This window comes from Amycolatopsis pittospori, from assembly GCF_013870525.1.
Lineage (GTDB): Bacteria > Actinomycetota > Actinomycetes > Mycobacteriales > Pseudonocardiaceae > Amycolatopsis > Amycolatopsis pittospori.
The window spans coordinates 17,367-44,025 of sequence record NZ_JACBXD010000067.1 but is presented as its reverse complement, the minus strand read 5'-3'; the positions used below and the strand labels follow the sequence as shown (position 1 = coordinate 44,025).

Annotated in this window: 22 protein-coding genes; 12 read left to right on the top strand and 10 right to left on the bottom strand. The window is 68.2% G+C overall.

Annotated features, from left to right (window positions below):
* The 3 genes from H5J31_RS29460 to H5J31_RS29450 form a co-directional block, all read right to left on the bottom strand.
* The coding region (locus H5J31_RS29460) for a sensor histidine kinase (RefSeq protein WP_181775918.1) at positions 1-921 on the bottom strand (921 nt) is incomplete at its 3' end.
* A complete protein-coding gene (locus tag H5J31_RS29455) occupies positions 918-1,595 on the bottom strand; it encodes a response regulator transcription factor (protein WP_181775917.1) in 678 nt (225 codons plus the stop codon). The genes H5J31_RS29460 and H5J31_RS29455, both read right to left, overlap by 4 nt.
* 49 nt (positions 1,596-1,644) lie before the next feature.
* Complete coding sequence (locus tag H5J31_RS29450) at positions 1,645-3,126, bottom strand: PucR family transcriptional regulator (protein WP_181775916.1); 1,482 nt, start codon at positions 3,124-3,126, stop codon at positions 1,645-1,647.
* A gap of 111 nt (positions 3,127-3,237) precedes the next feature.
* On the opposite strand from H5J31_RS29450, the gene H5J31_RS29445 reads away from it, so the two are divergent.
* The 5 genes from H5J31_RS29445 (at position 3,238) to H5J31_RS29425 (ending at position 10,254) form a co-directional block, all read left to right on the top strand.
* Positions 3,238-4,689 carry a sodium:solute symporter gene (locus H5J31_RS29445; RefSeq protein ID WP_181775915.1) on the top strand — a complete coding sequence of 484 codons (1,452 nt, stop codon included), beginning with the start codon at positions 3,238-3,240 and terminating at the stop codon, positions 4,687-4,689.
* A 29-nt stretch (positions 4,690-4,718) separates the two neighbouring features.
* Complete coding sequence (gene speB / locus H5J31_RS29440; protein WP_181775914.1) at positions 4,719-5,672, top strand: agmatinase; 954 nt, start codon at positions 4,719-4,721, stop codon at positions 5,670-5,672.
* A complete protein-coding gene (locus H5J31_RS29435) occupies positions 5,669-7,324 on the top strand; it encodes a thiamine pyrophosphate-binding protein (RefSeq protein ID WP_181775913.1) in 1,656 nt (551 codons plus the stop codon). Before speB ends, H5J31_RS29435 begins: the two co-directional genes overlap by 4 nt.
* Positions 7,321-8,727: an aminobutyraldehyde dehydrogenase gene (locus tag H5J31_RS29430; protein ID WP_181775912.1), complete on the top strand. Its 1,407-nt coding sequence runs from the start codon at positions 7,321-7,323 to the stop codon at positions 8,725-8,727. Before H5J31_RS29435 ends, H5J31_RS29430 begins: the two co-directional genes overlap by 4 nt.
* 81 nt (positions 8,728-8,808) lie before the next feature.
* Positions 8,809-10,254: a purine-cytosine permease family protein gene (locus tag H5J31_RS29425; RefSeq protein ID WP_181775911.1), complete on the top strand. Its 1,446-nt coding sequence runs from the start codon at positions 8,809-8,811 to the stop codon at positions 10,252-10,254.
* Here H5J31_RS29425 and H5J31_RS29420 read toward each other — a convergent pair.
* Positions 10,251-11,066 (bottom strand): oxidoreductase, encoded by an 816-nt coding sequence (locus H5J31_RS29420; RefSeq protein WP_181775910.1) that lies wholly within the window; start codon positions 11,064-11,066, stop codon positions 10,251-10,253. The genes H5J31_RS29425 and H5J31_RS29420 overlap by 4 nt on opposite strands.
* A 91-nt stretch (positions 11,067-11,157) precedes the next feature.
* Here H5J31_RS29420 and H5J31_RS29415 point away from each other — a divergent pair, with 91 nt between their 5' ends.
* Both H5J31_RS29415 and H5J31_RS29410 read left to right on the top strand, forming a co-directional pair.
* Entirely contained in the window at positions 11,158-11,685 is a 528-nt protein-coding gene (locus H5J31_RS29415; protein WP_181775909.1) for a TetR/AcrR family transcriptional regulator, read from the top strand.
* 77 nt (positions 11,686-11,762) lie between these two features.
* The gene (locus tag H5J31_RS29410; protein ID WP_181775908.1) at positions 11,763-12,413 is read left to right on the top strand and encodes a DJ-1/PfpI family protein; all 651 of its coding nucleotides are present in this window, start codon (positions 11,763-11,765) and stop codon (positions 12,411-12,413) included.
* A gap of 368 nt (positions 12,414-12,781) precedes the next feature.
* Here H5J31_RS29410 and dxs read toward each other — a convergent pair whose 3' ends face one another.
* Positions 12,782-14,686 carry a 1-deoxy-D-xylulose-5-phosphate synthase gene (gene dxs / locus H5J31_RS29405; protein ID WP_181775907.1) on the bottom strand — a complete coding sequence of 635 codons (1,905 nt, stop codon included), beginning with the start codon at positions 14,684-14,686 and terminating at the stop codon, positions 12,782-12,784.
* A gap of 218 nt (positions 14,687-14,904) precedes the next feature.
* Here dxs and H5J31_RS29400 point away from each other — a divergent pair, with 218 nt between their 5' ends.
* Genes H5J31_RS29400 through H5J31_RS29390 form a run of 3 tightly spaced genes read left to right on the top strand, consistent with a single transcriptional unit; the run spans position 14,905 to position 19,467 of the window.
* Positions 14,905-16,389 carry an aldehyde dehydrogenase family protein gene (locus H5J31_RS29400; protein ID WP_181775906.1) on the top strand — a complete coding sequence of 495 codons (1,485 nt, stop codon included), beginning with the start codon at positions 14,905-14,907 and terminating at the stop codon, positions 16,387-16,389.
* A gap of 16 nt (positions 16,390-16,405) precedes the next feature.
* Positions 16,406-17,917, top strand: a complete 1,512-nt coding sequence (locus H5J31_RS29395; protein ID WP_181775905.1) for an APC family permease — start codon at positions 16,406-16,408, stop codon at positions 17,915-17,917.
* On the top strand, positions 17,914-19,467 hold the full coding sequence (locus tag H5J31_RS29390) for a GMC family oxidoreductase (RefSeq protein WP_181775904.1): 1,554 nt from the start codon (positions 17,914-17,916) through the stop codon (positions 19,465-19,467). The genes H5J31_RS29395 and H5J31_RS29390 overlap by 4 nt, the downstream gene beginning before the upstream one ends.
* Positions 19,468-20,072: 605 nt before the next feature.
* On the opposite strand, the gene H5J31_RS39980 is transcribed toward H5J31_RS29390, so the two are convergent.
* The 3 genes from H5J31_RS39980 to H5J31_RS29375 all read right to left on the bottom strand — a co-directional run bounded on the left by H5J31_RS39980 (position 20,073) and on the right by H5J31_RS29375 (position 23,903).
* Positions 20,073-20,288 carry a hypothetical protein gene (locus tag H5J31_RS39980; protein WP_236005457.1) on the bottom strand — a complete coding sequence of 72 codons (216 nt, stop codon included), beginning with the start codon at positions 20,286-20,288 and terminating at the stop codon, positions 20,073-20,075.
* A gap of 379 nt (positions 20,289-20,667) precedes the next feature.
* The gene (locus H5J31_RS29380) at positions 20,668-21,873 is read right to left on the bottom strand and encodes a class I SAM-dependent RNA methyltransferase (protein ID WP_181775902.1); all 1,206 of its coding nucleotides are present in this window, start codon (positions 21,871-21,873) and stop codon (positions 20,668-20,670) included.
* Entirely contained in the window at positions 21,870-23,903 is a 2,034-nt protein-coding gene (locus H5J31_RS29375) for an APC family permease (RefSeq protein ID WP_181775901.1), read from the bottom strand. Before H5J31_RS29375 ends, H5J31_RS29380 begins: the two co-directional genes overlap by 4 nt.
* Positions 23,904-24,055: 152 nt before the next feature.
* Here H5J31_RS29375 and H5J31_RS29370 point away from each other — a divergent pair, with 152 nt between their 5' ends.
* Positions 24,056-24,721 (top strand): potassium channel family protein, encoded by a 666-nt coding sequence (locus tag H5J31_RS29370; protein ID WP_181775900.1) that lies wholly within the window; start codon positions 24,056-24,058, stop codon positions 24,719-24,721.
* Positions 24,721-25,377, top strand: a complete 657-nt coding sequence (locus H5J31_RS29365; protein ID WP_039917818.1) for a potassium channel family protein — start codon at positions 24,721-24,723, stop codon at positions 25,375-25,377. Before H5J31_RS29370 ends, H5J31_RS29365 begins: the two co-directional genes overlap by 1 nt.
* 103 nt (positions 25,378-25,480) lie before the next feature.
* Here H5J31_RS29365 and H5J31_RS29360 read toward each other — a convergent pair whose 3' ends face one another.
* Both H5J31_RS29360 and H5J31_RS29355 read right to left on the bottom strand, forming a co-directional pair.
* Positions 25,481-26,224, bottom strand: coding sequence for a DUF3159 domain-containing protein (locus tag H5J31_RS29360; protein ID WP_181775899.1), 744 nt, complete (start codon positions 26,222-26,224; stop codon positions 25,481-25,483).
* Positions 26,225-26,233: 9 nt separating this feature from the next.
* Entirely contained in the window at positions 26,234-26,614 is a 381-nt protein-coding gene (locus H5J31_RS29355) for an OB-fold nucleic acid binding domain-containing protein (protein WP_181775898.1), read from the bottom strand.
* Positions 26,615-26,659 lie beyond the last annotated feature (45 nt).

Genomic DNA, 26,659 nt, shown 5'->3' with positions numbered 1-26,659 from the left:
AGAGCGCACCCGCAGCACCGACCACTGTGGACCGGCTTGCGTGACGACGTCCAGCCAGCCGCGGTCGACGTTGTGCCGGATCGCGTTCTCCAGCAGGTTGCCCGCGATCCGTTCCAGGAGCGCGGGATCACCGAACGCCGGCGCGCCCGCGGTGGCGAATTCGGCGCGGATGCCCCGTTTCTCGGCGTCGGCCCGTACCGCGCGCCACGCGCTAGCGACGATCACCGCGAGGTCGACCGGTTCCCTGGCCACCAGCCCGGCGCCGTCCGTCCGCGCGAGCAACAACAGCGAGCCGACCAGGCGCTCGGCCCGTTCGGTCGCGTCGCGCACCACGCCGGCCATCCGCCGCAGTTCCGCCTCGTCGGCCTGTTCGTCGGCGAGGGTGACGTCGAGTTCGGTGCGGATGACGGCGAGCGGCGTCCGTAGTTCGTGGCTGGCGTTCGCGACGAAATGCCGCTGCGCGTCGAACGCGGCCTGCAACCGGTCGAGCATGTCGTCGAAGGTTTCGGCCAGTTCGGCGAGTTCGTCCTTGGTACGGACCTCGCCGATCCGCTCCCCCATCGACTCGATCGACAGCCGCCGTGCCGTACCGGTGATCTCGCGCAACGGCAGCAGGACGCGCGCGGTGAACGTCCACGCCAGGATCCCGGCCGCCAGCACCACGAAACAGAACGCGACCGCGCCGAACAGCAGCACCCGGTTCCGGGCGTAGATCCGCAGATGCTCGGTGACGGCGGAGGCGTCGACGTCCACGCCGTCGACCCGCACCGTGGTACCCGGCGGCAGTTGCGGGACGGCGGAAACGGCGTCGCCGACCAGATTCCAGGTGAGCCAGAGCAGCAGCAGGCTGACCAGCGCCACCAGCCCGGTCGCGAGCAGCGTGACCCGGCCACGCAGACTGCGAGCGCCGGACAGGTTCACCCTCGTGCGGTCCCCTGCTCAGGCACTCGGTACCCGGAACCGACGACGGTTTCGATGATCCCCGGCTCGCCGAGTTTCTTCCGCAGGGTCATCACGGTGACCCGGACCGTGGTGGTGAACGGGTCGGCGTTCTCGTCCCAGACGCGTTCGAGCAGTTCCTCACTGCTGACCACCGAACCGGCGGCCGACAGGAGCACCTCGAGCACGCCGAATTCCTTGCGCGTCAACTCGATCGGCCCGGTCGAACGGCGGACGGTCCGCTTCGCCGGGTCCAATTCGACGTCGCCGGAAGTCAGCAGCGGCGGCGCGGCCGGGGTCGCGCGGCGGCCCAGGGCGCGCACGCGCGCGACGAGTTCGGGGAACGCGAACGGCTTGGCGAGGTAGTCGTCGGCACCGAGGGACAGCCCGTCCACGCGATCCGACACCGAACTGCTCGCGGTGAGCATGAGCACGCGGGTCAGTTCACCGGACGCGACGATCTCGCGGCACAGGTCGTCACCGGACATGCCGGGCAGGTCGCGGTCGAGCAGCACGACGTCGTACCGGGTGACGGCGGCCTTCTCATGACCGTCGTCTCCGGTGAGCGCGATGTCCACCGCCATCCCCTCGCGCCGCAGGCCGCGTGCGATCGCGTCGGCGAGGGGTTCTTCGTCTTCGACTACCAGAATTCGCACGACCCTACGTTGCCATAGATTCCTGAGAGTGACCTGATTGGACCGACGGTCACGACCAGCGCAACGCGAACCACAGCCGCATCCGGGTCTCCGGATCCGCCAGATCGACCTCCAGTGCCCGTTCGATCTGCCCGATCCGGTGCCGGACGCTGTTGCGGTGCACGCCCAGTTCGGCGGCCGTCCGGTCCCAGCCGCCGTGGTGCGCGAGCCAGGTCCGCAGGGTGTCGACCAGCTCGCGGTCCCCTTTCCGGTCGAGTTCGCGCAGCGGTGCCAAGGCCTTGGCGGCGAACCCGGCGGCCGCGCTCGGCGCGATCAGCGCGTCGAGACCGAGCCCGGACGGCTCCGCCACCACCGGCCGCTCCAGCGCGCTGGCCCGCTTCAGCAGCAACTCGACTTCGGCGGCCGCTTCGGGGAGCCGGTCGGGCGGGACGGGAGAACTCAGCACGGCGAGCCAGCCGTCGGCGCGAAGGCGGTCGAGGTCGCCGATCTCCGGCGGTTCCTCGACGATCGCGTCGAACCGCGGCCCCGGCCGCAGCCGGACGAGCGGGGTGTCCAGCCGGGCACGCAGCCAGTCGTAGCGGGCGGCGACCTCATGGGGGCCGCGGCGGTAGGCGATCCCGGCGACCAGGCGGCGTTCCCCGTCGGCGGCACCGGTCTCCCCCAGCAACAACGCCGTGGCGACGGCGCCGAGACCGGCGGCGTCCGAACCCGCGCGTCCGGCCAGCCCGAGCAGGGCGGCCCCGACCGAAAGGATCGCGCGGTCGGCGCCGTCGAACCGCGAGGTGCGGCCGACCACGATCAGATGCGACGCCGTCGCCTGCGGGTACACCGGCTGCGCGACGACGTGGGTGCCGTCGGCCAGTTCCGTCGTCGCACTGCGGATCCCGCGGCCGGCCCGCAGCGTGGCGACCAGTTCCCGGACCTCGCCGGGCAGCGGTGACGGCGCGCCGTGGTCGGCGGCGAGGACATCGCCGACGCCGACCAGCGCCACCCACGCCCGCAGACGTCCGGCCAGCGCGTTCACCAGTTCGCCGACCCCGTCGCCCGCCGCCCTGGTCAGCGCCTCCCGCGCGACCGCGATCCGCCGCTGTTCCCGCTGCCCGGCCTCGGCCAGCGCGACCGACACCGCCCGGCTGATCGCGAGGAACGGCGTCCGGGGCCGGACGACCAGCAGCGGAAGACCGTGCCGCACACAAGCCGTCCGCAGCGACGGCGGCAACGTCTCGTACGCGCCCGGGGTGAGGCCGAAACCCAGCGCGGAGATCCCGCCGTCCACCAGCCGCCGGACGTAATGGTCGATCTCGGACGGCTCCGCCGGCAGGTTCACCCCGGCGGTGAGCAGCAGTTCGGCTCCCAGCAGGTACGGCGCGGGATCCCGCAGCTCACTGACGTGGGCCCAGCGCACCGGGGCGTCGAGCGCGCCGGGCCTCAGCGTCTCCACGACCGGGTCGATCGCGAGTTCCGGGTTGCCGACCACGGCCCGTAACGGGACATTCACATCGGAGTCGACTGGATCGTGGATCTGGGTCATTTGGTCCTCATTTTCACGCAACCTTGGACGGATCATCCCATGTCGTTCAAGGTGCGAACGAACCTACGGTGACCCGAACGAAGCGAACAGCCCCAACGCAAGGAGGACACCGTGGCCGGTGATTACGCGGTGATCGCGCTCTACATAGCGGGCATGATCGGGGTCGGCTGGTTCGGTCTGCGGCTCGCCAAGACCAAATCCGACTACCTGGTCGCGGGCCGCCGCCTCGGCTGGTTCATGTACTCGGGCACGATGTCCGCGGTCGTCCTCGGCGGCGCTTCGACGGTCGGCGGCGTGAAGCTCGGCTACACCTACGGCATCTCCGGCGCGTGGCTCGTCATCGCGATCGGCGTCGGCATCCTGGTCCTGCACACGCTGTTCGCACGGCGGCTGGTGAAACTACGCGTCTACACCGTCGGCGAGATGCTCGACCTGCGCTACGGCGGCTCCACCAGCGCCATCTCCGGCGTCGTCATGTGGGCGTACACGCTGATGCTGACCGTCACCTCGACGCTCGCGTTCGCCACCATCTTCAAGGTGCTGTTCAACGTCCCGAGCTGGGCCGGGATCGCCATCGGCGGTTCGATCGTGGTGCTCTACTCGGTGCTCGGCGGCATGTGGTCGATCACGCTGACCGACATCGTCCAGTTCGTCGTCAAGACGATCGGCATCCTGTTCATCCTGCTGCCGGTCTCGATCGTCTCGGCGGGCGGTTTCGACGGGATGGCCGCGCGGCTGGACGAGAGCTACTTCGAACTCACCGCCATCGGCGGCGACACGATCTTCACCTACTTCCTCATCTACAGCTTCGGTCTGCTGATCGGCCAGGACATCTGGCAGCGTGTGTTCACCGCGCGGACGCCGGGCATCGCCACCGGCGGCGGCGTGATCTCCGGTGTGTACTGCCTGGTCTACGGCCTCGCCGGCGCCCTGATCGGCACGGCCGCCAAGACGCTCTACCCGACGCTGGCCAGCGCGCAGGACGCGTTCGCGACCATCGTCGAGGAGCAACTGCCCGCCGGGATCCGCGGTCTGGTGCTCGCGGCCGCGCTGTCGGCGATGATGTCGACCGCGAGCGGCGCGCTCATCGCCTGCTCCACGGTCAGCACCTCGGACCTGATGTCCAAGCTGGGCCTCAAGAAGGCCGTCGACGAGGTCGGCAGGAACCGCGTCACCACGCTGATCCTGGGTATCGTCGCGATCGGCATCGCGATGGTCGTCGACGACGTGGTCAACGCGCTGACCATCGCCTACGACATCCTCGTCGGCGGTCTGCTGGTCGCGATCATCGGCGGGCTGGCCTGGAAACGCGGCACCCGCCAGGGCGCGCTCGCGTCGATGGTCGTCGGCACCGTCGTGGTCATCGCGTTCATGTTCATCGACGGCGTCGAAGCCAACAGCCCGATCTACTGGGGTCTCGGTTCCAGCCTCGCGGTCTACCTGCTGGTCAGCTTCCTGACCCCGCGGACCTCCGACGAGATCCTCACCGTCTGGACCCGTCGCCTGAACGGCAGCGCGGTCGCCGAAGAAGAAGCGGCGAAACTCGCCGCCTCGAAATCCTGACCTCCCACCGGAAACCAGAAGGAGACACAGTGCCTGTGCAGAACCCGATCGGACCCGTCGACTCGGCGAAGGTGCCCCGGTTCGCCGGTTTCGCCACCTTCGCGAGGCTTCCGCGGATCGATCAGGTCGAGCGTGCCGACGTCGCCGTCCTCGGTGTGCCGTTCGACGCCGGGGTGTCCTACCGCCCCGGCGCGCGGTTCGGCCCCGCCGCGCTCCGTGAGGCCAGCAGGCTCCTTCGCCCGTACCACCCGGGACTCGACGTCTCCCCGTTCGCCGAAACCCAGGTGGTCGACGCCGGTGACGTCGCGCTCAACCCGTTCGACATCGGGGAGGCGATCGAGACCCTGCAGGACGAGGCCGAGGCGCTGACCGCGGACGGGACGCGGCTGGTGACCGTCGGCGGCGACCACACGATCGCGCTACCGCTGCTGCGGGCGGCGGCGAAGAAGCACGGACCGGTGGCGCTGCTGCATTTCGACGCGCACCTCGACACCTGGGACACCTACTTCGGTGAGCCGTACACACACGGCACCCCGTTCCGGCGGGCGTCCGAGGAGGGCATCCTCGACACCGAAGCGCTGTCCCACGTCGGCACACGCGGCCCGCTCTACGGCAAGCGTGATCTGGAAGAGGACCGCCGGCTCGGATTCGGCATCGTCACCTCCGGCGACGTCCTGCGCCGCGGGGTCGCCGAGACCGTCGACGCGCTGCGCCAGCGCATCGGCGGCCGCCCGCTCTACATCTCGGTCGACATCGACGTGCTCGACCCGGCCCACGCGCCGGGTACCGGCACCCCCGAAGCGGGCGGGATGACCAGCCGCGAACTGCTGGAAATCCTGCGCGGGCTGCGGGACCTCAACCTCGTCGGGGCGGATGTGGTGGAGCTGGCGCCCGCTTACGATCATGCGGAGATCACCGCCATCGCGGCCTCCCACGTCGCCTACGACCTGGTGAGCCTGCTCAGTTTGGGGAAGGGCGCATGACCAACTCAGAACGGATAGGCGGCGACGTCGTCGTCGAAACCCTCCGCGCGCTCGGCGCGGACACCGTGTTCGGCCTGCCCGGCCAGCACGCGCTCGGCCTGTTCGAAGCGCTGCGGCGCACGGACGACCTGCGGGTGATCAGTTCGCGGGTGGAGAACAACCTGGCGTTCGCGGCCGACGGGCACGCCCGCGCGCGGCTCGCAGCGGACCCCGAGGGCCCGGTCCCGGTGACGCCGATGATCGTGTCGACCGGCCCCGGTGCGCTGCTGACTTTGGCTTCATTGCAGGAATCCCGGGCCGCGTCGGTGCCGGTGCTCGGCATCTCCAGCCAGATCCCGGTCGCCGGTCTCGGCGGCGGACGCCACGGCTACCTGCACGAACTGCCCGATCAGCAGGCCAGTTTCCGTGACGTCGTCAAATCGGTGCACGTCGTGCGGACCGTCGGCCAGATCCCGACGGCGTTGCGCGAGGCGTGGGAGTCGGCGGCCACCGCCCCCTACGGCCCGGTGTGGGTCGAGATCCCGCAGGACATCCTGCTGGCGCCGACGGATCTGCCATCGATCACCTCGGTGACCGCGAATCCGGCCCCGCTGGCACCGCTGCCGGAACTGATCACCGAAGCGGCGAATCTCCTTGGTGCGGCGGAAAAGCCGGTGATCCTCGCCGGAGGTGGCGCCCTGCGCTCCGGCTCACAGGCGGAACTGAAGGCGCTCGCGGAGGCCCTGCGCGCTCCGGTGCTGTCGACCTTCGGCGGCAAGGGTGTCTTCGCCTGGGACCACGAGCTTTCCGGGCAGTCGTGGCTGGAGGACTGGCACAGCACCGAGTTCCTTTCGGACGCGGATGTGCTGCTGGTACTGGGTTCCGGCCTCGGCGAGCTGTCCAGCAACTACCGCGAGTTCGCCCCGCGCGGCCGGATGATCCAGGTCGAGGCCGACCTCGGGAAGCTGGAGTCGAACTATCCGGCGCTCGGCATCCACGCCGACGTCCGCCTTGCCCTGCAAGGACTTCTGGAGCAGGTACCGTTCCGCCAGGCGGACGGCAAGGCGGAAGCCGCCGTGACCGAACTGCTGGGCAAGGTACGCGAGCGGCTCGACGGCCAGCCGCTCGAAGCCGAGCGCAGGCTCATCGACGACATCCGCGCGGCGGTTCCCGAGGGTACGCAGACGTTCTGGGACATGACGATCGCGGCCTACTGGGCCTGGTCGGTATGGAACCCCGAGGGTTCACCGATCCACACCGCGCAGGGCGCGGGCGGGCTCGGTTACGGCCTGCCCGGCGCGCTCGGCGGCGCCGTCGCCACCGGCGGCCCGGTGCTGGCGGTGTCCGGCGACGGCGGCGCGATGTACGGCATCGCCGAACTCGCCACCGCGGTCCAGCACGAACTGGACGTCACGTGGCTGGTGATCGACGACGGCGGTTACGGCATCTTGCGCGAGTATCTGACCGGCGCCTTCGGCCGGTCCACCGCGACCGAACTGGCGCGACCCGATTTCGCCGCCTTGGCACAGTCCTTCGGCGTCACCGCCACGGTGTCCTCTTTGGACACCGTCGGCAAGGATCTCGCCGAGGCCCTGCGTACGCCGGGCCCGTCGGTGGTCGTCGTCCCCGCCCTCCTGAAGATGTTCGAGCCGACCCACCTGGAGAAGAAATGACTCAGGTCCTGAATTTCGTCGACGGCACCGAGGTACCGGCGGCGGGATCGCGGACGCTCGACCTGGTGGACCCCGCCACCGGCGACGTCTTCGGCACCAGCGTGCTGTCCGAACAGTCCGATGTGGACGCCGCACTGGAGGCCGCCGAGCGGGCGTTCAAGGTGTGGCGCAAGAGCACGCCCGCCGAACGTCAGCTGGCGCTGCTGAAGATCGCCGACGCGGTCGAGGCCCGCGCGGAGGAGTTCGCCGAACTCGAAATCCGCGAGACCGGCAAGATCCGGGCCGTCGTCCTGGACGAGGAGATCCCGGAGTGCGTCAGCGCGCTGAGGTTCTTCGCCGGCGCGGCACGGCATCTCGAAGGCACCGCCGCGGGCGAGTACCTGCCGGGCCACACGTCGGCGATCCGCCGTGAGCCGGTCGGTGTCTGCGCGCAGATCGCGCCGTGGAACTACCCGCTGATGATGGGTGTCTGGAAGATCGCCCCGGCGCTGGCCGCCGGGAACACCGTCGTGCTGAAGCCCGCGGAGACCACGCCGTCGACGGCCGTGCTGCTGGCGAAGGTCGCGGCGGAGTTCCTGCCGCAGGGTGCCTTCAACGTGCTGTGCGGCGACCGCGACACCGGCCGTGCGCTGGTGAAGCACCCGATCACCGAGCTGGTCTCGATCACCGGGTCGACCCGCGCGGGCATCGACGTCGCCACCGTGGCGGCGGCCGACCTCAAGCGCACGCATCTGGAACTCGGCGGGAACGCGCCGCTGCTGGTCTTCGGTGACGTGAACCTCGCCGAGGCGGCGGAAGGCATCGTCGGCGCGGCGTTCTACAACGCCGGGCAGGACTGCACCGCGGGCAGCCGGGTGCTGGTGGACGCGGCGATCCACGACGAGTTCGTCGCGGAACTCACGAAGGCCGCCGCCGCGCAGGCACCCGGCCGGGACTTCGGCCCGCTCAACAGCGAGGCGCAGTTCGGCCGCGTTCGCGGTCTCGTCGAGCGACTGCCGTCGCACGCCCGCGTGGAGACCGGCGGCACTCCTGCCGGTGACCGCGGTTTCTTCTTCTCCCCCACCGTGATCTCGGGCCTGAAGCAGGACGACGAGATCGTGCAGGAGGAGATCTTCGGTCCGGTCGTCACCGTCCAGTCCTTTGTGGACGAGGACGAAGCGGTGCGCCTGGCCAACGGCGTCCCCTACGGGCTGGCGTCGTCGATCTGGACCAACGACCTCGGACGCGCGACCCGCGTCTCGGGCGAACTCGACTTCGGCTGCGTCTGGGTCAACACCCACGGGCCGCTGGTCTCGGAAATGCCCCATGGCGGCTTCGGGCACTCCGGCCACGGAAAGGACCTCTCGTCCTACTCCTTCGCCGAGTACACCCGCGTGAAGCACGTCATGACCCGCTTCGCCTGACCGCGTTTAGTCCTCTGGTTGCGGTAGTTGGTGGCACGAACTACCGCAACCAGAGGACTGGTTGCGTATTTGGAGGTCCCCATGGGTGACAAGGTCACCGAAGTCGAGCAGCACGGTATCGCGCCGATCCCGCCGGAGGAACAGACGTCGCGTCCGCGCGACCTGTTCCGGATGGCGTTCGGCGGCGCGAACACCTTCGCCACCATCATCCTCGGGACCCTCCCGATCGCCTTCGGGCTGAGCTTCTGGGCGGCGGTGGCGGCCACCGCCACGGGTGTCGTCGTCGGCGCGCTGGTGCTCTCGCCGATGTCGTTGTTCGGTCCGCTCACCCGGACCAACAACGCCGTCTCGTCCGGCGCGCACTTCGGCGTCGTCGGCCGTTGTGTCGGCTCCTTCCTTTCCCTTCTGACGGCGATCACCTTCTTCGCCATCTCGGTCTGGGTGAGCGGGGACGCCGTCGCCGGTGCGGCACAACGGCTTTTCGGCTTCGACGGCGGCGAGGTGCTCCGCGGTGTCGCGTACGGCGTCATCGCGCTCGCCACGCTGGTGGTGTGCATCTACGGCTACCGGTTCATGCTGCTGGTGAACCGGGTCGCCGTGGTGCTCGGCACGGCGATCATGCTGCTCGGGATCGTGGCCTACGGCGGCACTTTCGATCCCGGGTTCGCCGGCACCGGCACCTACGCGCTCGGGGACTTCTGGCCGACCTGGATCCTGGCCGCGCTCACCACGATGGCGAACCCGATCTCGTTCGGCGCGTTCCTCGGCGACTGGACGCGCTACATCCCCGCGCGCCACAGCCGCCGTTCCCTGCTGGCCGCGCCGTTCCTGGCACAGGTGGCGACGTTGCTGCCGTTCGGATTCGGCATCGCCACCGCGACGCTGGTCGCGGATCCGGCCGACTACATCACTGGCCTGACCGCGATGTCGCCGCTCTGGTACGCGATCCCGCTGATCGTGGTCGCGCTGATCGGTGGGCTGTCCACCGGTACGACGTCGCTCTACGGGACCGGCCTGGACTTCAGTTCGATCTTCGTGAAGCTGAGCCGGGTCCAGGCGACGCTGCTGATCGGCTCGCTCAGCGTCGTCTTCATCTTCGTCGGGAACTTCGTGCTGGACATGGTTTCGAGCATCAACGCCTTCGCCACGCTGATCGTGCTGTGCACGTCGCCGTGGATGGTGATCATGATGATCGGCTTCGTGCTGCGGCGCGGGTTCTACGATCCGGACGATCTCCAGGTCTTCAACCAGGGCCTCAAAGGCGGGCGCTACTGGTTCACCCGCGGCGTGAACTGGCGTGCGATGGCCGCGTGGATCCCGGCGACGACGCTGGGCCTGCTGACCGCCAACACCCCGATGATCGCCGGGCCGCTCAAGGACATCGCGGGCGGTGTCGACATCAGCATGGTGGTGACGCTGTGCACGGCGGCGATCGCGTATCCCTTGCTGGTCAAGCTCTTCCCCGAGCCGCGGGAGGTCTACGGGTACGCGGAACCCGCGGCGGCACCGGTGGTCGCGACCGCCTAGGCGAACCGGCGCAGGGCGCCGAGGAACAGCGCGTCGAAGGCGCGGTCCGGGAGCACCCGGCGCACGAACAGGATCGGTTTAGCCCCGAGTCCCGCGGCGTAGCGGGTCTTCGGGCGCCGGGCCTGGACCGCCTTCACGATCGCGTCGCCGATCACCTTCGGGTCCGAACCCCGTTCGGCCTGCGCGAAGAACTTCGCGAGTGCCTTGGCCTGAGGCGCGTAGGCGGTGTCACCCGAGGTCTTGAGCAGGTTCTCGACGGCGATGCCGCCCCATTCGGTCTTGATGGCGCCGGGCTGGACGACCACGACGTCGATGCCGAACGGCTTGAGTTCCAGCCGCAGCGAATCGCTCAAGCCCTCGACGGCGAACTTCGTCGAGTGGTACCAGCCGCCGAGCGGTTCGTAGATCTTGCCGCCGATCGACGAGACGTTCACGATCCTGCCGGAGCCCTGGGCGCGCATATGCGGTGTGGTGAGCTGGACCAGCCGCGCGAGGCCGAAGAGGTTGACCTCGAACTGGTACTTCCCCTCCGAGAGCGGCACGTCCTCGAAGGCGCCGTACGAGCCGTAGCCCGCGTTGTTGACCAGGACGTCGAGGCGGCCGGTCTCCTCGATGATCTGCTCGATGCCGGCGACCATCGACGCGTCGTCGGTGACGTCCATCTTGAGGATCTTGATCCCGCGTTCGACGAGCCCCGCCATCCGCTCGACGCGCCGCGCGGCGCCGTAGACGGTGTAGCCCGCTTCTCGCAGTGCCAGAGCCGTGGCTTCACCGATTCCCGCGGAAGCTCCCGTGACCAGTGCGACCTTCATGCCGATCTCCTAACTAACCAGTTGGTTGCCAATTCAGGTTGCCATGCGGCCCGGGTAGCTGTCAACCAACCAGTTAGTTAGACTGGGTCACATGGTCAGGGACAAGGAAGCGACCAAGCGGAAACTGCTGGACGCGGCGACGAGCGAATTCGCGACGTACGGCATCGCGGGCGCGCGGGTGGACCGCATCGCGACGAACGCCGGCGCCAACAAAGCGCTGATCTACGCCTATTTCTGCAGCAAGGAAGGCCTGTTCGAGGAGGTCGTGGCCGAACAGGTCGACCTCGCCATCAGGTCCGTCCCGATCACTCCCGACGACCTGCCCGGCTACGCGGGACGGCTGTTCGACCGCTACCTCGAGCACCCCGAAGTCCTGCGGCTCATGGGCTGGCTCCGGTTGGAGCAGGGCTTCGACGCTATGCCGGAGGCCGAACGGCGGGCCTACGCGGACAAGGTCGCCGCGATCCGGGAGGCGCAGCGCGCCGGATCCGTGCCGGACCATTTCGACGCCGAGGAGTTGCTGAGCCTCGTCGTGCACCTGTCGATCCTGGGTTTCTCCTCCGTCGCCGCGACCCGGGACCTCGTCGTCCGCTCGGTCGCCCGGATCACGGGAACCTGACCGGACTTTCACGCGACCACTGGGTACACACCTGGGAGGTCGTCTTGCAGCGTCGAACTTTTCTGCGTGCTTCAGCCTTGTCCGCCGGCGTCGCCGCCGGGGTCACCGTGCCCGCGGCCACCGCCGCGTCACCTTTGCGCGTTCAGATCCTGATGTACGACGGCGTGGAGGAACAGGACTTCATCGCGCCCGTGGAGGTTCTCGGGCTGGCCGGGAAACTCACCGGCGGCGCCGTTGTCGCTTCGCTGGTGAGCGCGGGACGGCCTGGGCCCGTGCGCTGCACCTATGGCACCACCGTCGACGTCGCGCGAGGCTGGTCGCCCGGCGAAGCCGACGTCCTCGTGGTGCCCGGCGGCGGCTACACGAACCGGAACGGGCCCGGGGTGCACCGGCTCATCGCCGATCAGGGTTTCCTGCGGCACCTGAAGGCTTCGCGGGCGCTGCCGGTCGGGATCTGCACCGGGACGATGGTGCTGTCCGCGGCAGGCCTGACGAAGGGCCGCAACGCGACGACGCACGCGGGCGCGAAGGCGGATCTCGCCGCCCAAGGCGCGAAGGTGATCGACGCCCGCGTCGTCGACGACGGCGACTTGATCACCGGCGGCGGCATCACCTCGGGCCTCGAGGTTTCGTTGTGGCTCGTCGAACGGTTCCTGGGCGCGAAAGCGGCCCAGCGCGCCGAGGTCGTACTGGAGTACGAGCGGCGGGGCACCGTCTGGCGCGCCTAGCGCGTGCTATGAACGACCCGTTACTTGCAAATTTTGCAAGTAACGGGTCGTTCATAGCACTTGTCAGGTGGTCGGATCGCCCGCCCGGGCTCCCTGAGCGAGAATCCGGCTCACCGTAGCTTGGTTCGTGCGGTTTGCCCGAGCGATCCGCCGTTGCGAAATCCCCATGGCGGCGGCGACCCATAAGTCCGTGAAGGCCTCCTTGCCTACTTTCAGGGTAGGGAAGGAGGCCTTCACGGACCGGGCCTACGACCCACCGCAGCCAATAGCCAGTGGGTACCTAAGACCCGGTGAGGCCGGGCAGTGTCGCGAACTCACATGACGGCAGGGACAACACGCGGCGGACCCGTGATCAATCGCGATCGGACTCAGCGGTGCGTGTCCTCCGGCGCCGGGGTCCGGCTCGCCAGGTTCGCGGACCATTCGGTGACCCGCCGCGCGACGTCCTGCGCGGTGAGGCCGACGCGGGCCAGCACCTCCTCGCGCGAGCCGTGGTCGTGGAACACCTGCGGCACCGCGAGGTCGCGCAGCGGCACGTCGCATTCGGCGTCGCGGAACAGCGCGGCCAGCGCGGAACCGAAACCGCCGTGACGGCCGCTGTCCTCGACACTCACGACCAGCTTGTGCTGCTCGGCCAGCGCCACCAGTTCGGCGGGCGCCGGGACGACCCAGCGCGGGTCGACCACGGTCACGCCGATGCCCTGGTCGGCCAGCCGGTCCGCGGCCGCGAGCCCGAGCATCGCGAACGCACCGACGGCGACCAGCAGCACATCGGCGTCGCCGGACGGCTTGCGCAGCACGTCCACCACCCCGACGCGTTCGACGGCGGGGACGGAGTCGATCACGCCGCCCTTGGAGAACCGCAGCGCCGTCGGCCCGTCTTCGACGGCGACAGCCTCTCGCAGTTCCTCGCGCAGCGTGCCGGCGTCGCGCGGCGCGGCGACCCGCATACCGGGCACCATGCCCAGCAGCGACAGGTCCCACATGCCGTGGTGACTCGGCCCGTCCGGCCCGGTGATGCCGGCGCGGTCCAGCACCAGCGTCACCGGCTGGCGGTGCAGCGCGACGTCCATCAGGACCTGGTCGAACGCGCGGTTCAGGAAGGTCGAGTAGACCGCGACGACCGGATGCTTGCCGCCCATCGCGAGACCGGCGGCCGAAGTCACCGCGTGCTGCTCGGCGATGCCGACGTCGTACCAGCGGTCCGGATACGCCTCGGCGAACTTGTGCAGTCCGGTCGAGCGGAGCATGGCCGCGGTGATCGCGACGACGTCCTCGCGGTCGGCGCCGATCTTGACCAGTTCGTCGGCGAAGACGCCGGTCCAGCTCGGGCCCTTGACCGGCGGCAGGCCGGTCTCCGGGTCGATCGGGTCGGTCTGGTGCATCTGGTCGGCCTGGTTGGTGACCGCGGGCTCGTAGCCGTGGCCCTTCTCCGTGACCACGTGCACGATGACGGCGCCGCCGAAGTCGCGGGCGCTCTGGAATGCCTTCTCCAGCGCCGCGAGGTCGTGTCCGTCGACCGGGCCGAGGTACTTCAGGCCCAGGTCGGAGAACATCATCTGCGGGCTCAGCGCGTCCTTGAGCCCCGCCTTCGCCGCGTGCAGCGCCGCGTAGATCGGCTTGCCGACGAAGGGCGTGTGCCGCAGGAGTTCCTTACCGCGGTCCAGAACGCGCTCGTAGCCCGGCTTGAGCCGCAACGCCGCGAGGTGGTCCGCGACGCCGCCGATGGTCGGCGAGTACGAGCGGCCGTTGTCGTTGATGACGATGACGACCGGGCGCCGCGGGTTCGCGGCGATGTTGTTGAGCGCCTCCCAGCACATGCCGCCGGTCAGCGCGCCGTCGCCGACGACCGCGATCGCGTGCCTGCCGCCACCGCCGAGTTCGAACGCCTTCGCCAGACCGTCCACATAGGACAGAGCGGTCGACGCGTGGCTGTTCTCGACGAGGTCGTGCTCGCTCTCGCCGCGCGCCGGGTAGCCGGTGAGGCCACCGAGCTGACGCAGCTTGCCGAAGCCGTCGTGCCTGCCGGTGACGATCTTGTGCACATACGCCTGGTGACCGACGTCCCACACGATGGCGTCGTTCGGCGAGTCGAAGACCCGGTGCAGCGCCATCGTCAGCTCGACCACACCGAGGTTCGGGCCGAGGTGACCACCGGCGAGCCGCACCTTCTCGACCAGGAAGTCGCGGATCTCCGCGGCCAGCTCGCCGAGCTGCTCCTGGTCCATCCGCTTCAAGTCGGCCGGTCCGTGCACGGACTCGAGCAACGTCACTCTCCCACCTCGCCTGGTTCCTCTTCCGCCGTTCCGGCCAGTCTACGGAGGGCACCTGAGAGCCTTCCGTCCACCGCGTCACGGGTCACATGTCAGAAAATCACCACACGGCACCCGACGGTGTGAACATGGTCTCTTTTGCCAAGTAGCGGTCACGTCGGGTGGCCGCGATAATCGCTGATCGACGGTTGAGCAGGAGCCGGTTTCGGAGGGGCTTGATGGCGGACTTTTTCATCGGTGGCGAATGGGTCGACGCGATCGGCGGTGGTCGCCGGGAGATCCGCTGCCCCGCTGACGGGTCGCTGGTCGCGGAAGTCGCCGAAGGCACCCGTGAAGACACCGAAGCGGCCATCGCCGCGGCAAGGAAGGCCTTCGACACCGGTCCTTGGCCGAACACCCCCGCCCCCGAACGCGGTGACCTGTTGCTGAAGGTCGCCGATCTCCTCGACCGCGACGCCGAGGCCTTCGCCCGCGCCGAGTCGCTCGACACCGGGAAACGGCTGGTCGAGAGCAAGTACGACATGGCCGACATCGCCGCGTGCCTGCGCTACTTCGGCAAACTCGCCGCCAACGACGCCGGCCGCGTGGTCGACACCGGCAACCCGGACGCGTTCAGCCGGATCGTGCACGAGCCGGTCGGCGTCTGCGGGCTGATCACGCCGTGGAACTACCCGCTCCTGCAGACCATCTGGAAGGTCGCCCCCGCGCTCGCGGCGGGCAACACCTTCGTCCTCAAACCCAGCGAGCTGACGCCGCACACCTGCATCATGCTGATGCGGCTGCTGACCGAGGCCGGGCTGCCCGCCGGCGTCGCGAACCTGGTGCTCGGCGCCGGTGCGCAGGCCGGGGCGCCGCTGTCCGAGCATCCCGACGTCGACCTCGTGTCGTTCACCGGCGGCCTCGCGACCGGCAAGATCATCGCCGCGTCCGCCGCCGCCACGGTCAAGAAGGTCGCGCTGGAACTGGGCGGCAAGAACCCGAACGTCGTCTTCGCCGACTCCGACTTCGACACCGCCGTCGACTACGCCCTGACCGCCGTGTTCCTGCATTCCGGGCAGGTCTGCTCGGCGGGTGCGCGGCTGATCGTCCAGGAGGAGTGGCACGAGAAGTTCGTCGACGAACTCGTCCGCCGGGCCGAACTGATCCGACTGGGTGGACCTTTCGACCCGAAGGCTGAAACCGGTCCGCTGATCTCGGCCGCCCATTTGGAAAAGATCGAACGCTACGTCGCCGCGGCCCTGGAAGAGGGCGCCGTCCTGCGCACCGGCGGCAAACGCCCCGACGATCGCGAGCTGGCGAAGGGGCACTACTACCTGCCGACCATCCTCGACAACGTGAAGCAGGGCAGCAGCGCCGTCGTCGACGAATCGTTCGGCCCGGTGCTCACCGTCGAGACCTTCACCGACGAGGACGACGCCGTCCGCATCGCCAACGACACGCACTACGGCCTCGCGGGCGCGGTGTTCACCTCCGACGCCTCCCGCGCGCAGCGGGTCGCGAACCGGCTGCGGCACGGCACGATCTGGATCAACGACTTCCACCCGTATCTGCCGCAGGCGGAATGGGGCGGCTACAAGCAATCCGGGTTCGGGCGCGAGCTCGGCCCGACGGGGCTGGCCGAGTACGTGGAGGCGAAGCACATCTACCAGAACCTCCGGCCCGCACCACAGCGCTGGTTCTCCGGGGAGCCCGCGTCCAACTAAAGAGGGGAAAGTGCCGATGAGTACTCCTTCCGACGACGGCCTCGCCGGTTTCGGGTACAAACAGGAACTCGAAAGAACGCTCGGCAATTTCCACACCTTCGCCGCCGGGATCAGCTACATCTCGATCCTGACCGGGACCTTCCAGCTGTTCTACTTCGGCTTCAGCTTCGGCGGGCCCGCCTACTGGTGGTCCTGGCCGATGGTGTTCGTCGGCCAGCTGATGGTGGCACTGTCGTTCGCCGAACTGGCCGCGCACTACCCGGTGGCCGGGTCCATCTACAACTGGTCGAAACGGCTCGGCAGCCAGCACGTCGCCTGGCTGGCCGGATGGATGATGCTGACCGCCTCGATCGTCAGCATCGCCGCCGTCGCGCTGGCCTACCAGATCACGCTCCCCCAGATCTGGTCGTTCTTCTCGTTCTCCGATGACAGCGCGGTGAACGCGGTCATCCTCGGCACCGGGCTCATCGTGTTCACCACGCTGGTGAACGCCTGGGGCGTCAAACTGATGGCGCGGATCAACAGCGCCGGCGTGTTCATCGAACTGATCGCCGCGGTCCTGCTGATCATCGCGCTCGCCGTCAACATCACGCGGGGCCCCGAAGTCGTGATGCAGACCAACAACACCGGCGCGGACCAGCCCTGGGGCTACTTCGGGGCGTTCCTGGTCGCCTCGCTCGCGTCGACCTACGTCATGTACGGCTTCGACACGGCCAGCTCGCTCGGCGAGGAGTCCCACGATCCGCGCAAGAACGCGCCCAAGGCGATCCTGCGCGCGCTGATCGCGTCGTTCGTCATCGGCGGGCTGATCCTGCTCCTCGCGCTGATGGCCGTCGGCGACATCAACAACCCGGAGATCGCCACCGGCGGGCTGCAGTTCATCGTGAAGGACGTCCTCGGCAGCACGATCGGCACGATCTTCCTGCTGGCGGTCGTCATCGCCATCACGGTGTGCAATCTGGCCGTGCAGTCGGCGTCGATCCGGATGATGTTCGCGATGGGCCGGGACAACAACCTGCCCGCGGGCAAGCATCTGGCGAGGGTTTCGCCGAAGACGAAGACCCCGGTGATCCCCGCGATCGTCTCCGGTGTCATCGCGGTGCTGATCCTGGTGGTCAACGTCGGCCAGCCGCAGATCTTCACGGTGATCACCAGTATCGGCATCATCATGATCTACCTGGCGTACCTGCTGGTGACGATCCCGATGCTGGTCAAGCGGTTCCGCGGGCAGTGGCCGCCGCCGAAGGTGGAGGGCACCAAGTACTTCTCCCTCGGGAAACTGGGCCTGCCGGTCAACATCCTGGGCGTGCTGTGGGGCGGCGCGATCGTGGTGAACCTGGCCTGGCCGCGACGCGAGGTCTACAACGCCACCGAGCCCTACCACTGGTACCTCGAATGGGGGGCCGTGCTGTTCGTCGGGGCGGTGGCGATCGTCGGTTTCGCGTACTACTGGTTCGTCCTGCGGCACAAGAGCGGCGTCCTGGCCGATCACGCCGCGGAAGCACATCCCGAGGAGGCAGCACAGTGACCGGAGAGTTCGACTACATCGTCGTCGGCGGCGGGACGGCGGGTTCGGTGGTCGCGGCGAGACTCTCGGAGGACCCGGACGTCACCGTGGCACTTCTGGAAGCCGGACCGTCCGATGTGGACGACCCCGCGGTGCTGGAGCTGACGAAATGGATGGGCCTGCTGGAATCCGGCTACGACTGGGACTACCTGGTCGAACCGCAGGACTCCGGCAACTCCTTCCTGCGCCACGCCCGTGCGCGAGTGCTCGGCGGCTGCTCGTCGCACAACTCGTGCATCGCGTTCTGGGCACCGGCGGAAGACCTCGACGAATGGTCGTCCCTCGGCCTGCCCGGCTGGTCGGCCGAGGACGTCTTCCCGCTGTACAAACGTCTTGAGACCAACGACGGCCCCGGCGACCACCACGGCCGCTCGGGTCCGGTGACGATCCGCTCGGTGCCGCCGAACGACCCGACCGGTGTCGCGCTGCTTCAGGCATGTGAGCAGGCGGGCATCCCGCGGACGGAGTTCAACTCCGGCAAGACCGTGACGCACGGCGCGAACTGGTTCCAGATCAACGCGCGCGAAGACGGCACCCGCTCGTCGGCGTCGGTGTCCTATCTGCACCCGATCATCGGGAAGCGGCCGAATCTGGAGATCATCACCGGCGCCCGCGTCCGGCGGCTCCTGTTCGACGGCAAACGCTGCACCGGCGCCGAATACCTGGCCGACGACCTGATCCACGGCGTCAAGCTGCGTGCGCGGCGCGAGGTCATCCTGTCGTCGGGCGCCATCGACACCCCGAAACTCCTGATGCTGTCGGGAATCGGCCCGGCCGAGCACCTGCGCGAAGTCGGCGTGGACGTGCTGGTGGACTCCCCCGGCGTCGGCGAGAACCTCCAGGATCACCCCGAAGGCGTCATCCAGTGGGACGCGCTGCAGCCGATGACCACCGAATCCACGCAATGGTGGGAGATCGGCATCTTCACCACCACGGAGGAAGGCCTCGACCGGCCGGACCTGATGTTCCACTACGGTTCCGTGCCGTTCGACATGAACACCCTGCGACACGGCTACCCGACGACGGAGAACGGCTTCTGCCTGACCCCGAACGTCACGCGCTCCCGCTCGACCGGCACCGTACGCCTGCGCAGCCGCGACTACCGGGACAAGCCGAAAGTGGATCCGCGCTACTTCAGCGATCCGCACGACATGCGCGTGATGACCTACGGCATCAAACTCGCCCGCAAGATCGCCGAACAACCCGCCCTCGACGAGTGGGCAGGCAAGGAACTGGCGCCCGGCAAGGACGTCAAGACCGATGACGAGATCGCCGACTACCTCCGCAAGACGCACAACACGGTCTATCACCCCTCGTGCACCGCGAAAATGGGCGGCGACGGGGACCCTTCCGCCGTATTGGACGCGCGGCTGCGGGTGCGCGGCGTCGAAGGCCTGCGGGTCGCCGACGGTTCGGCGATGCCGTTCCTGGTCGCGGTGAACCCGTGCATCACGACGATGGCGATCGGCGAAAGGTGCGCGGACATGCTCAAGGAAGACGCCCGCGCTTAGGGACTTCGGCCGGCTCGTGAGTGTTTTGGGTCGTTAGGGCCAACCGTGTCTTAGGTACCTACGGTCGGGCGGGTTGGCGTGACTGGACGGACGTCACACGTGACTGGACGGACGGCAAGCGTGACTGGACGGACGTCACCTGGTGTCGTCCGTCTGATCACATGTGTCGTCCGTCTGATCACATGTGCCGTCCACCCAGTCACGCGAAAGCACCGACCCGGCCCGGCTTGGTCGTGAGTGTTTTGAGTCGTTAGGGCCAACCGGGTCTTAGGTGCCCACTGAGTTCTGGCTGCGGTGGGTCGTAGGCCCGGTCCGTGAAGGCCTCCTTCCCTACCCTGAAAGTAGGCAAGGAGGCCTTCACGGAGACCGTGATCGCCACATCCCGCCCCAGGCACACCAGCAGTCACGCCGGCCGCGCGTGAAGGACCCTTCCCTCGGCTCAGCCGAGGAAACTCGACCTTCCCGGACTTCTGGGTCGTCAACGTGCACCAGCAGCGCGGGTGGCCAGGGTGCCGCGCCGTAGCCGGTCAAGGGACTTCGGCCGGGTCGTGAGTGTTTTGGGTCGTTAGAACGACCCAAAACACTCACGACAGGCGCGGTCTGACCTAATCGGTCACGATGGCCTGGCTGGCCCGGGTCCCGGTCATCTGATCCAGCGCCCAGGCCTTACCGAACTCGGCCAACGCGGGACCCGACCAAGACGAAGAGATCTTGACGCCCTGCCACAACGGCATCTTCGGCCCGGCGAGCGTGCCGTGACTGACCTGGACATCGACTGCGCCTTCCGCCCAGGTGAAGACGAAATGGGCGTACATGAACATGTACGCCTGCCGACCCAACGTGTCCCGTACGAGAATCGGTCCCTCGGAGGGATACGGCGCACTGTAGATGACCTGTTTCCGGCCGTTACGGTAGATGAATTCCTGAGAGGTGACTCCCGGAGGAAGCATTGACGGGAGCACTCGGTCAGTCCTCCACGATGGTGATCGTGCCGGTCCCGTCGCAACCGGAACAGCCTTTACCGTCGCAGTCACCGCATACCGACGTAAGTAAATTCATGATTCGGACCCATTCGCAAATGTCGATCAGAAAACCCCGTTGCGAATGAAGTTAACCAGCAAGAAAAGGGCGGACAAGCCCAAACAGCACTTGCCCGCCCGCAACCCGGAACAATCATTCCGGCGGTCTACGAATCAGCATTTATTGCAGCAACGCAACGCATTCGACGTGGTGCGTCATCGGGAAAGCATCGAAGGCGCGAAGGTCGCTGAGCCCGTATCCGTGCGCCGCGAACAGCGCGATGTCCCGCGCCAGCGCGGCCGGGTCGCAGGCGACGTAGACGATCCGGTCCGGCGAGCCTTCCACGATCGACTCGACGACGGCCTTGCCCGCGCCCTTGCGTGGCGGGTCGAGGACGACGACGTCGACGGGTTTGGGGGCGTCGGCCAGCAGGTGTTCGACGCGGCCGGAGCGCCAGCGGACCTGAGGGAGGTCGGCCAGGTTCTCCTCGCCGTCCGACACGGCGCGGCGGCCGGATTCGACGGCCAGGACGCGACCGTTCGGGCCGACCTGCGAAGCGAGCACAGAGGCGAAGAGGCCGACGCCGGCGTAGAGGTCCCACGCCACGCCGTCGCGCGGGGCTTCGGCCCATTCGGCGACGACGGCGGCGAGCGTGTCGGCGGCGTTCGGGTGGACCTGCCAGAAGCCGTGGGCGTCCAGTCGCCAGTCGCGGCCGGCGGCGTGCTGCACGGCGAGCCCGCCCGAGAGCTGACGCGAGCGGGTCTTCCCGTGGACCGTCGAGAGGTCACGCAGGTGCACGTGGCCGGCGCCGTCCTTGGTGACCTCGATTTCCGACCCGGGCCGCCATTTCCGCGACACGACGTCGTCGAGCGCGCCCGGCACGGTGATCGGGCAGTCGTCGATCGGGATCACGCGGTGGCTGTGGTGGGCCCGGAAGCCCGCGCGGCCGTCCTTGCCCGCGACGAGCCGGACGCGGCTGCGCCAGCCCAGGTAGTCACCGTCGAGGGCTTCGACGACGACGTCGCGCTCGATGCCGGCGAGCCGCTTCAGCTGCTCCGCGACCACGGCCGCTTTCAGCTCACGCTGATGTGCGGGGGTCGCGTGCTGCCAGTCGCAGCCGCCGCACTCCCCCGGCGCCGCGAGCGGGCACGGCGGCTCGACGCGTTCCGGGGACGCTTCGAGGACCTCGATCGCGTCGGCGCGGCAGAACGAGCCACCCTTGTCCTCGGTGACGGACGCCAGGACCCGTTCACCGGGCAGCGCGTGCCGCACGAACACGACCCGCCCTTCCGTCCGCGCGACGCAGTGCCCGCCGTGCGCGACCGCGCCGACCTCCAGCTCGATCGTCCGCCCGAGCCATGTACCGGTCGACGCGTCCACACTCATTCTGATTTTTCCTTGTCCTTGATCTTTTCGGGCGGCTTACCCGCCGGGGAGAACCCGCGCCGGACGTCGCCCGCCGCGGGGCGTGCCTTGCGGTCGCGGTTGATGGCCTTTTCCGACGATTCGAGCTGCCACGGCACGCTGGTCACCATGACGCCGGGCTGGAACAGCAGCCGCCCCTTGAGCCGCAGCGCGCTCTGATTGTGCAGCACCTGCTCCCACCAGTGCCCGACCACGTACTCCGGGATGAACACGGTCACCACGTTGCGCGGGTTGTCCCCGCGGACGCGCTTCACGTAGTCCAGCACCGGCTTCGTGATCTCGCGGTACGGCGATTCGATCACCTTCAGCGGCACCTTGAAATTGTGGTCGTCCCATTCCTGGACGAGTTTGCGCGTCTCCATGTCGTCGACGTTCACGGTGACGGCTTCGAGGACGTCCGGCCGCACGGCCTTGGCGTAGGAAAGCGCGCGCAACGTCGGCAGGTGCAGTTTCGAAATCAGCACGATCGCGTGGTTACGGGAAGGCAGTACGACCGGTTTCCGGTCCATCTCGCGCAATTCCTCGGCGACCCGGTCGTAATGTTTGCGGATCGCGGTCATCAGGGCGTAGATCGCCACCATCGCCGCGATCGCGATCCAGGCGCCGAGGAGGAACTTCGTGATCAGCACGATGACCAGCACGGTGCCGGTCATGGTGAGGCCGATCGCGTTGACCGTCTGCGAGCGCCGCATCCGCCGCCGCACCGTCGGGTCGGTCTCCCTGGCCAGCAAGCGGTTCCAGTGCCGGATCATGCCCGCCTGGCTGATCGTGAAGGAGACGAAAACCCCCACGATGTAGAGCTGGATGAGCTTCGTGACCTCGGCGTCGAAAGCGATGATCAGGACCAGCGCGAAGGCCGAGAGGAACAGGATGCCGTTGGAGAACGCGAGCCTGTCACCACGGGTGTGCAGCTGGCGCGGCAGATAGCGATCCTGCGCGAGGATCGAGCCGAGCACCGGGAAACCGTTGAACGCGGTGTTCGCGGCCAGCAGCAGGATGATCCCGGTGACGAAGGAGATGTAGTAGAAGCCCGGCGTGAAGTCGGCGAACACCGCGTGCGCGATCTGCGCGACGATCGTCTTCTGCTCGTAGCCTGCCGGGGCGCCGGACAGCTGCGTCTCGGGATGCTCGGCGAATTTGACCTCGGTGATGATCGCCAGCGTGATGATGCCGACCAGCATCGTCACCGCGAGCACGCCCATCATCAGCAGCGTGGTCGCCGCGTTCTTCGACTTGGGCTTCCGGAACGCCGGGACGCCGTTGCTGATCGCCTCGACCCCGGTCAGCGCCGCGGCGCCGGAGGAGAACGTCCGCAGCAGCAGGAAGAAGAACGCGAAACCGGTCAAAGAGGCTTCTTCGTGCAAGCCGAAATCGGCGCTTTCGGCCCGCATGTCGGCGCCCGAGGCCGCCTCGATCAGGCCCCAGACCACCATGCCGAGGATGCCGACGATGAATCCGTAGGTCGGGATCGCGAACGCTTTGCCCGATTCACGCACCCCGCGCAGGTTCAGCGCGGTCAGCACGACCACGATGACCACCGCGGCGATCACCTTGTGCTGCGCCACCCACGGGATGGCCGAACCGATGTTCGCGACGCCGGACGACGTCGACACCGCCACGGTGAGCACGTAGTCCACCAGCAGCGCGCTGGCCACGGTGAGACCGAATTTGCCGCCCAGATTGGTGTTGGCGACCTCGTAGTCCCCGCCGCCGCTGGGATAGGCGTGCACGTTCTGCCGGTAGGAGGCGACCACGACCAGCATGACGAGCGCGACGGCGACCCCGATCCAGGGCGCGAACGCATACGCGGACAAGCCGGCGACGCTGAGCGTCAGAAAGATTTCCTCAGGCGCGTACGCGACGCTGGAAAGCGCGTCCGACGCGAAGATCGGCAGCGCGATGCGCTTCGGCAGGAGCGTATGCGAGAGGCGGTCACTCCGGAATGGACGTCCGAGGACGAGCCGCTTCAATACGGTCGGGAACTTCGACACCTGGGAAGACTAACTGTGACGCACAGCGTCTCCGTTGAGGGTGGCGGCGGGGAGGACGGTGGAGTAGCCGACCGTGCTCACGGTAAGTTCGGCGCTGGTGTGTCTGGGTACCTGCGGACGGGTGAAACGTCCGCGAACTAAGGAGGCAGGGCGTGCACGTGGTGATCATGGGATGCGGCCGGGTCGGCGCATCCCTGGCCGCGGCGCTGGGGCGGCTCGGGCACGAGGTCGCCATCATCGACAAGACCCAGCAGGCGTTCCGGCGGCTCGGCAGTGATTTCCACGGTCAGCAGGTGGTCGGCGTCGGATTCGACCGGCAGGTGCTGATCGAGGCCGGGATCGAACGCGCGGGTGCCTTCGCGGCGGTGTCCAGTGGCGACAACTCGAACATCATCTCGGCGCGGGTGGCCAGGGAGAACTTCGGCATCGACAAGGTCGTCGCCAGGATCTACGACCACAAGCGCGCCGCCGTCTACGAACGGCTCGGCATCCCGACCGTGGCGACCGTCCCGTGGACGACCGACCGGTTCCTCCGCACCCTGCTCCCCGACGGCGTCGCCTCGGAATGGCGCGACCCTTCAGGCAGCGTCGCGCTCCTGCAACTCCCCTTGCACGAGGGGTGGTTCGGGCGCAGCGTGCGCGAACTGCAGGAGACCACCGGCGCGCGGGTCGCGTTCATCATGCGGTTCGGCACCGCCGTACTGCCCGACACCAAGGCCGTGATCCAGGCCGACGACACCGTCTACGTCGCCGCGAAGTCGGGGACTGTCAGCGACGTGACCACCGTCGCCGCTCGCGAACCGGAAGAGGAGAACTGATGCGGGTCGCGATTGCCGGGGCGGGCGCGGTGGGCCGGTCGATCGCCGCGGAGCTGATCGACGGGCGTCACCAGGTGATGCTCATCGAGCGTGAGGCCGACCAGTTCGAGCCGCATACCGTCGACCAGGCCGACTGGGTGCTGGGCGACGCCTGCGAGGTGTCGATCCTCGAGGAGTCGGGCATCGAGCAGTGCGACGTCGTGATCGCCGCGACCGGCGACGACAAGGCGAACCTGGTGGTGTCGCTGCTCGCGAAGACCGAGTTCGCGGTGCGCCGGGTGGTGGCGCGGGTGAACAACCCGGCCAACGAATGGCTGTTCAACGACGCCTGGGGCGTCGATGTCGCCGTGTCGACACCGCGGATGCTCGCGGCGATGGTCGAGGAGGCGGTGAGCGTCGGCGATCTCGTCCGGCTGATGACGTTCCGTCAGAGCCAGGCGAACCTGGTCGAACTCACCCTCCCGGAGGAGACGCCGCTGGCGGGCAAGGCGGTCAGCGAGATCAACCTTCCGCGGGACGCGGCGCTGGTGACGATCCTGCGCGGCGACCGGGTGATCGTGCCGCAGCCGGAGGATCCGCTGGAGCCGGGTGACGAGCTGCTGTTCGTCGCGACGTCGGACGTGGAACCGGAGATCCGGACCGCGCTGGGTTACTGAACGGTCCTGTCACGCCCCCAGCGCGTGTTATGAACGGACCTTTCATAACAAATCCTGTTATGAAAGGTCCGTTCATAACACGGGGGGATCTTGACGGAAGTGGCTAGTTCTCGACGGCGGGCGCCTGCGCGTACTTCTCGCGCAGGCGCGCCTCGACCTCGGCGTCGGTCTCCTCGCGGGGTGCCTCTTCGGCCTGCGCCTTGAGGTGCTTCTCCGACCGCCGTACCGCCCAGACGACACTGAGCAGGCCGAGCGCGTACAGCGGGTAGCCCATCGCGATCTTCGCGAAGGCCAGCCAGCCGGTGTAGTCCTCGTCGTAGAGCCAGCGCTGCACGATGAACCGGGCGCCGAAGATCAGCGCCATCGCACCGGTCGCGATCGAGTACGAGATCAGCGACTTCTTGTCCTTGCGCCAGGCGTGGCCGTTGCCGTTCAGCGCGTTCCACACCACACCGGCGAGCGGCCAGCGCACGACGATCGAGAGCACGAAGACGCCGAAGTAGACCAGGCTCGTCCAGATGCCGAACAGGAAGAAGCCCTTGGCCGAGCCGGTCCGGTAGGCGATGAACGCCGCGATCGCCACGCCGAAGAACCCGGAGATGGCGGGCTGCAGCGGCTCCTTGCGCACGACGCGCAGCACCGTGATGGCCACCGCGCTGCCGACGGCGGCCCAGATGCCGACGGTCAGGCCGAAGATCGCGTTCGCGATCACGAACACGATGACCGGCAGCGAGGAGTAGAACAGCCCCGACAGCCCGCCCATCTGTTCCAGCAGGGTGGGCTGGGGCTTTTCGCCCTCCGGCTCTTCCCCGGTCTTCTTCTGCTCGCCGCTGGCGGGTTCAGTCACGATGCGGGATCAACTCACAGTGCTCTGAAGTTCGTAATAGGGGTTGTAAAGCACCTTCTGGCCATCACGTTCGGCCATCCGGCCGCGCACCTTGATGGTTCGCCCGGGTTCGATTCCGGGGATCCGGCGGCGTCCGAGCCAGATTAGCGTCACACCCTGTGTGCCGTCGAACAGCTCGGCCTGCAGTGTCGCGGCCTCGTTGGACGGGCAGAGCTCCACGCTGCGGAGTCTGCCGAGCACCGTCACCTCTTGACCCGACCGGCAGTCACAGGCGCGCTGCGCACCGCCGGCCTCGGATTTTTCGGACAGGTCGTCGGCGTCGAGATCCTCGACGTCGCTGGTCAGCTTGCGAACCAACCGGCTGAAGTAGCCGCCGTCTTTGGCGGACATAACGGTGCTCCTGTGCTCCGGGGCCCCCGACTTGAACGGCCCGTG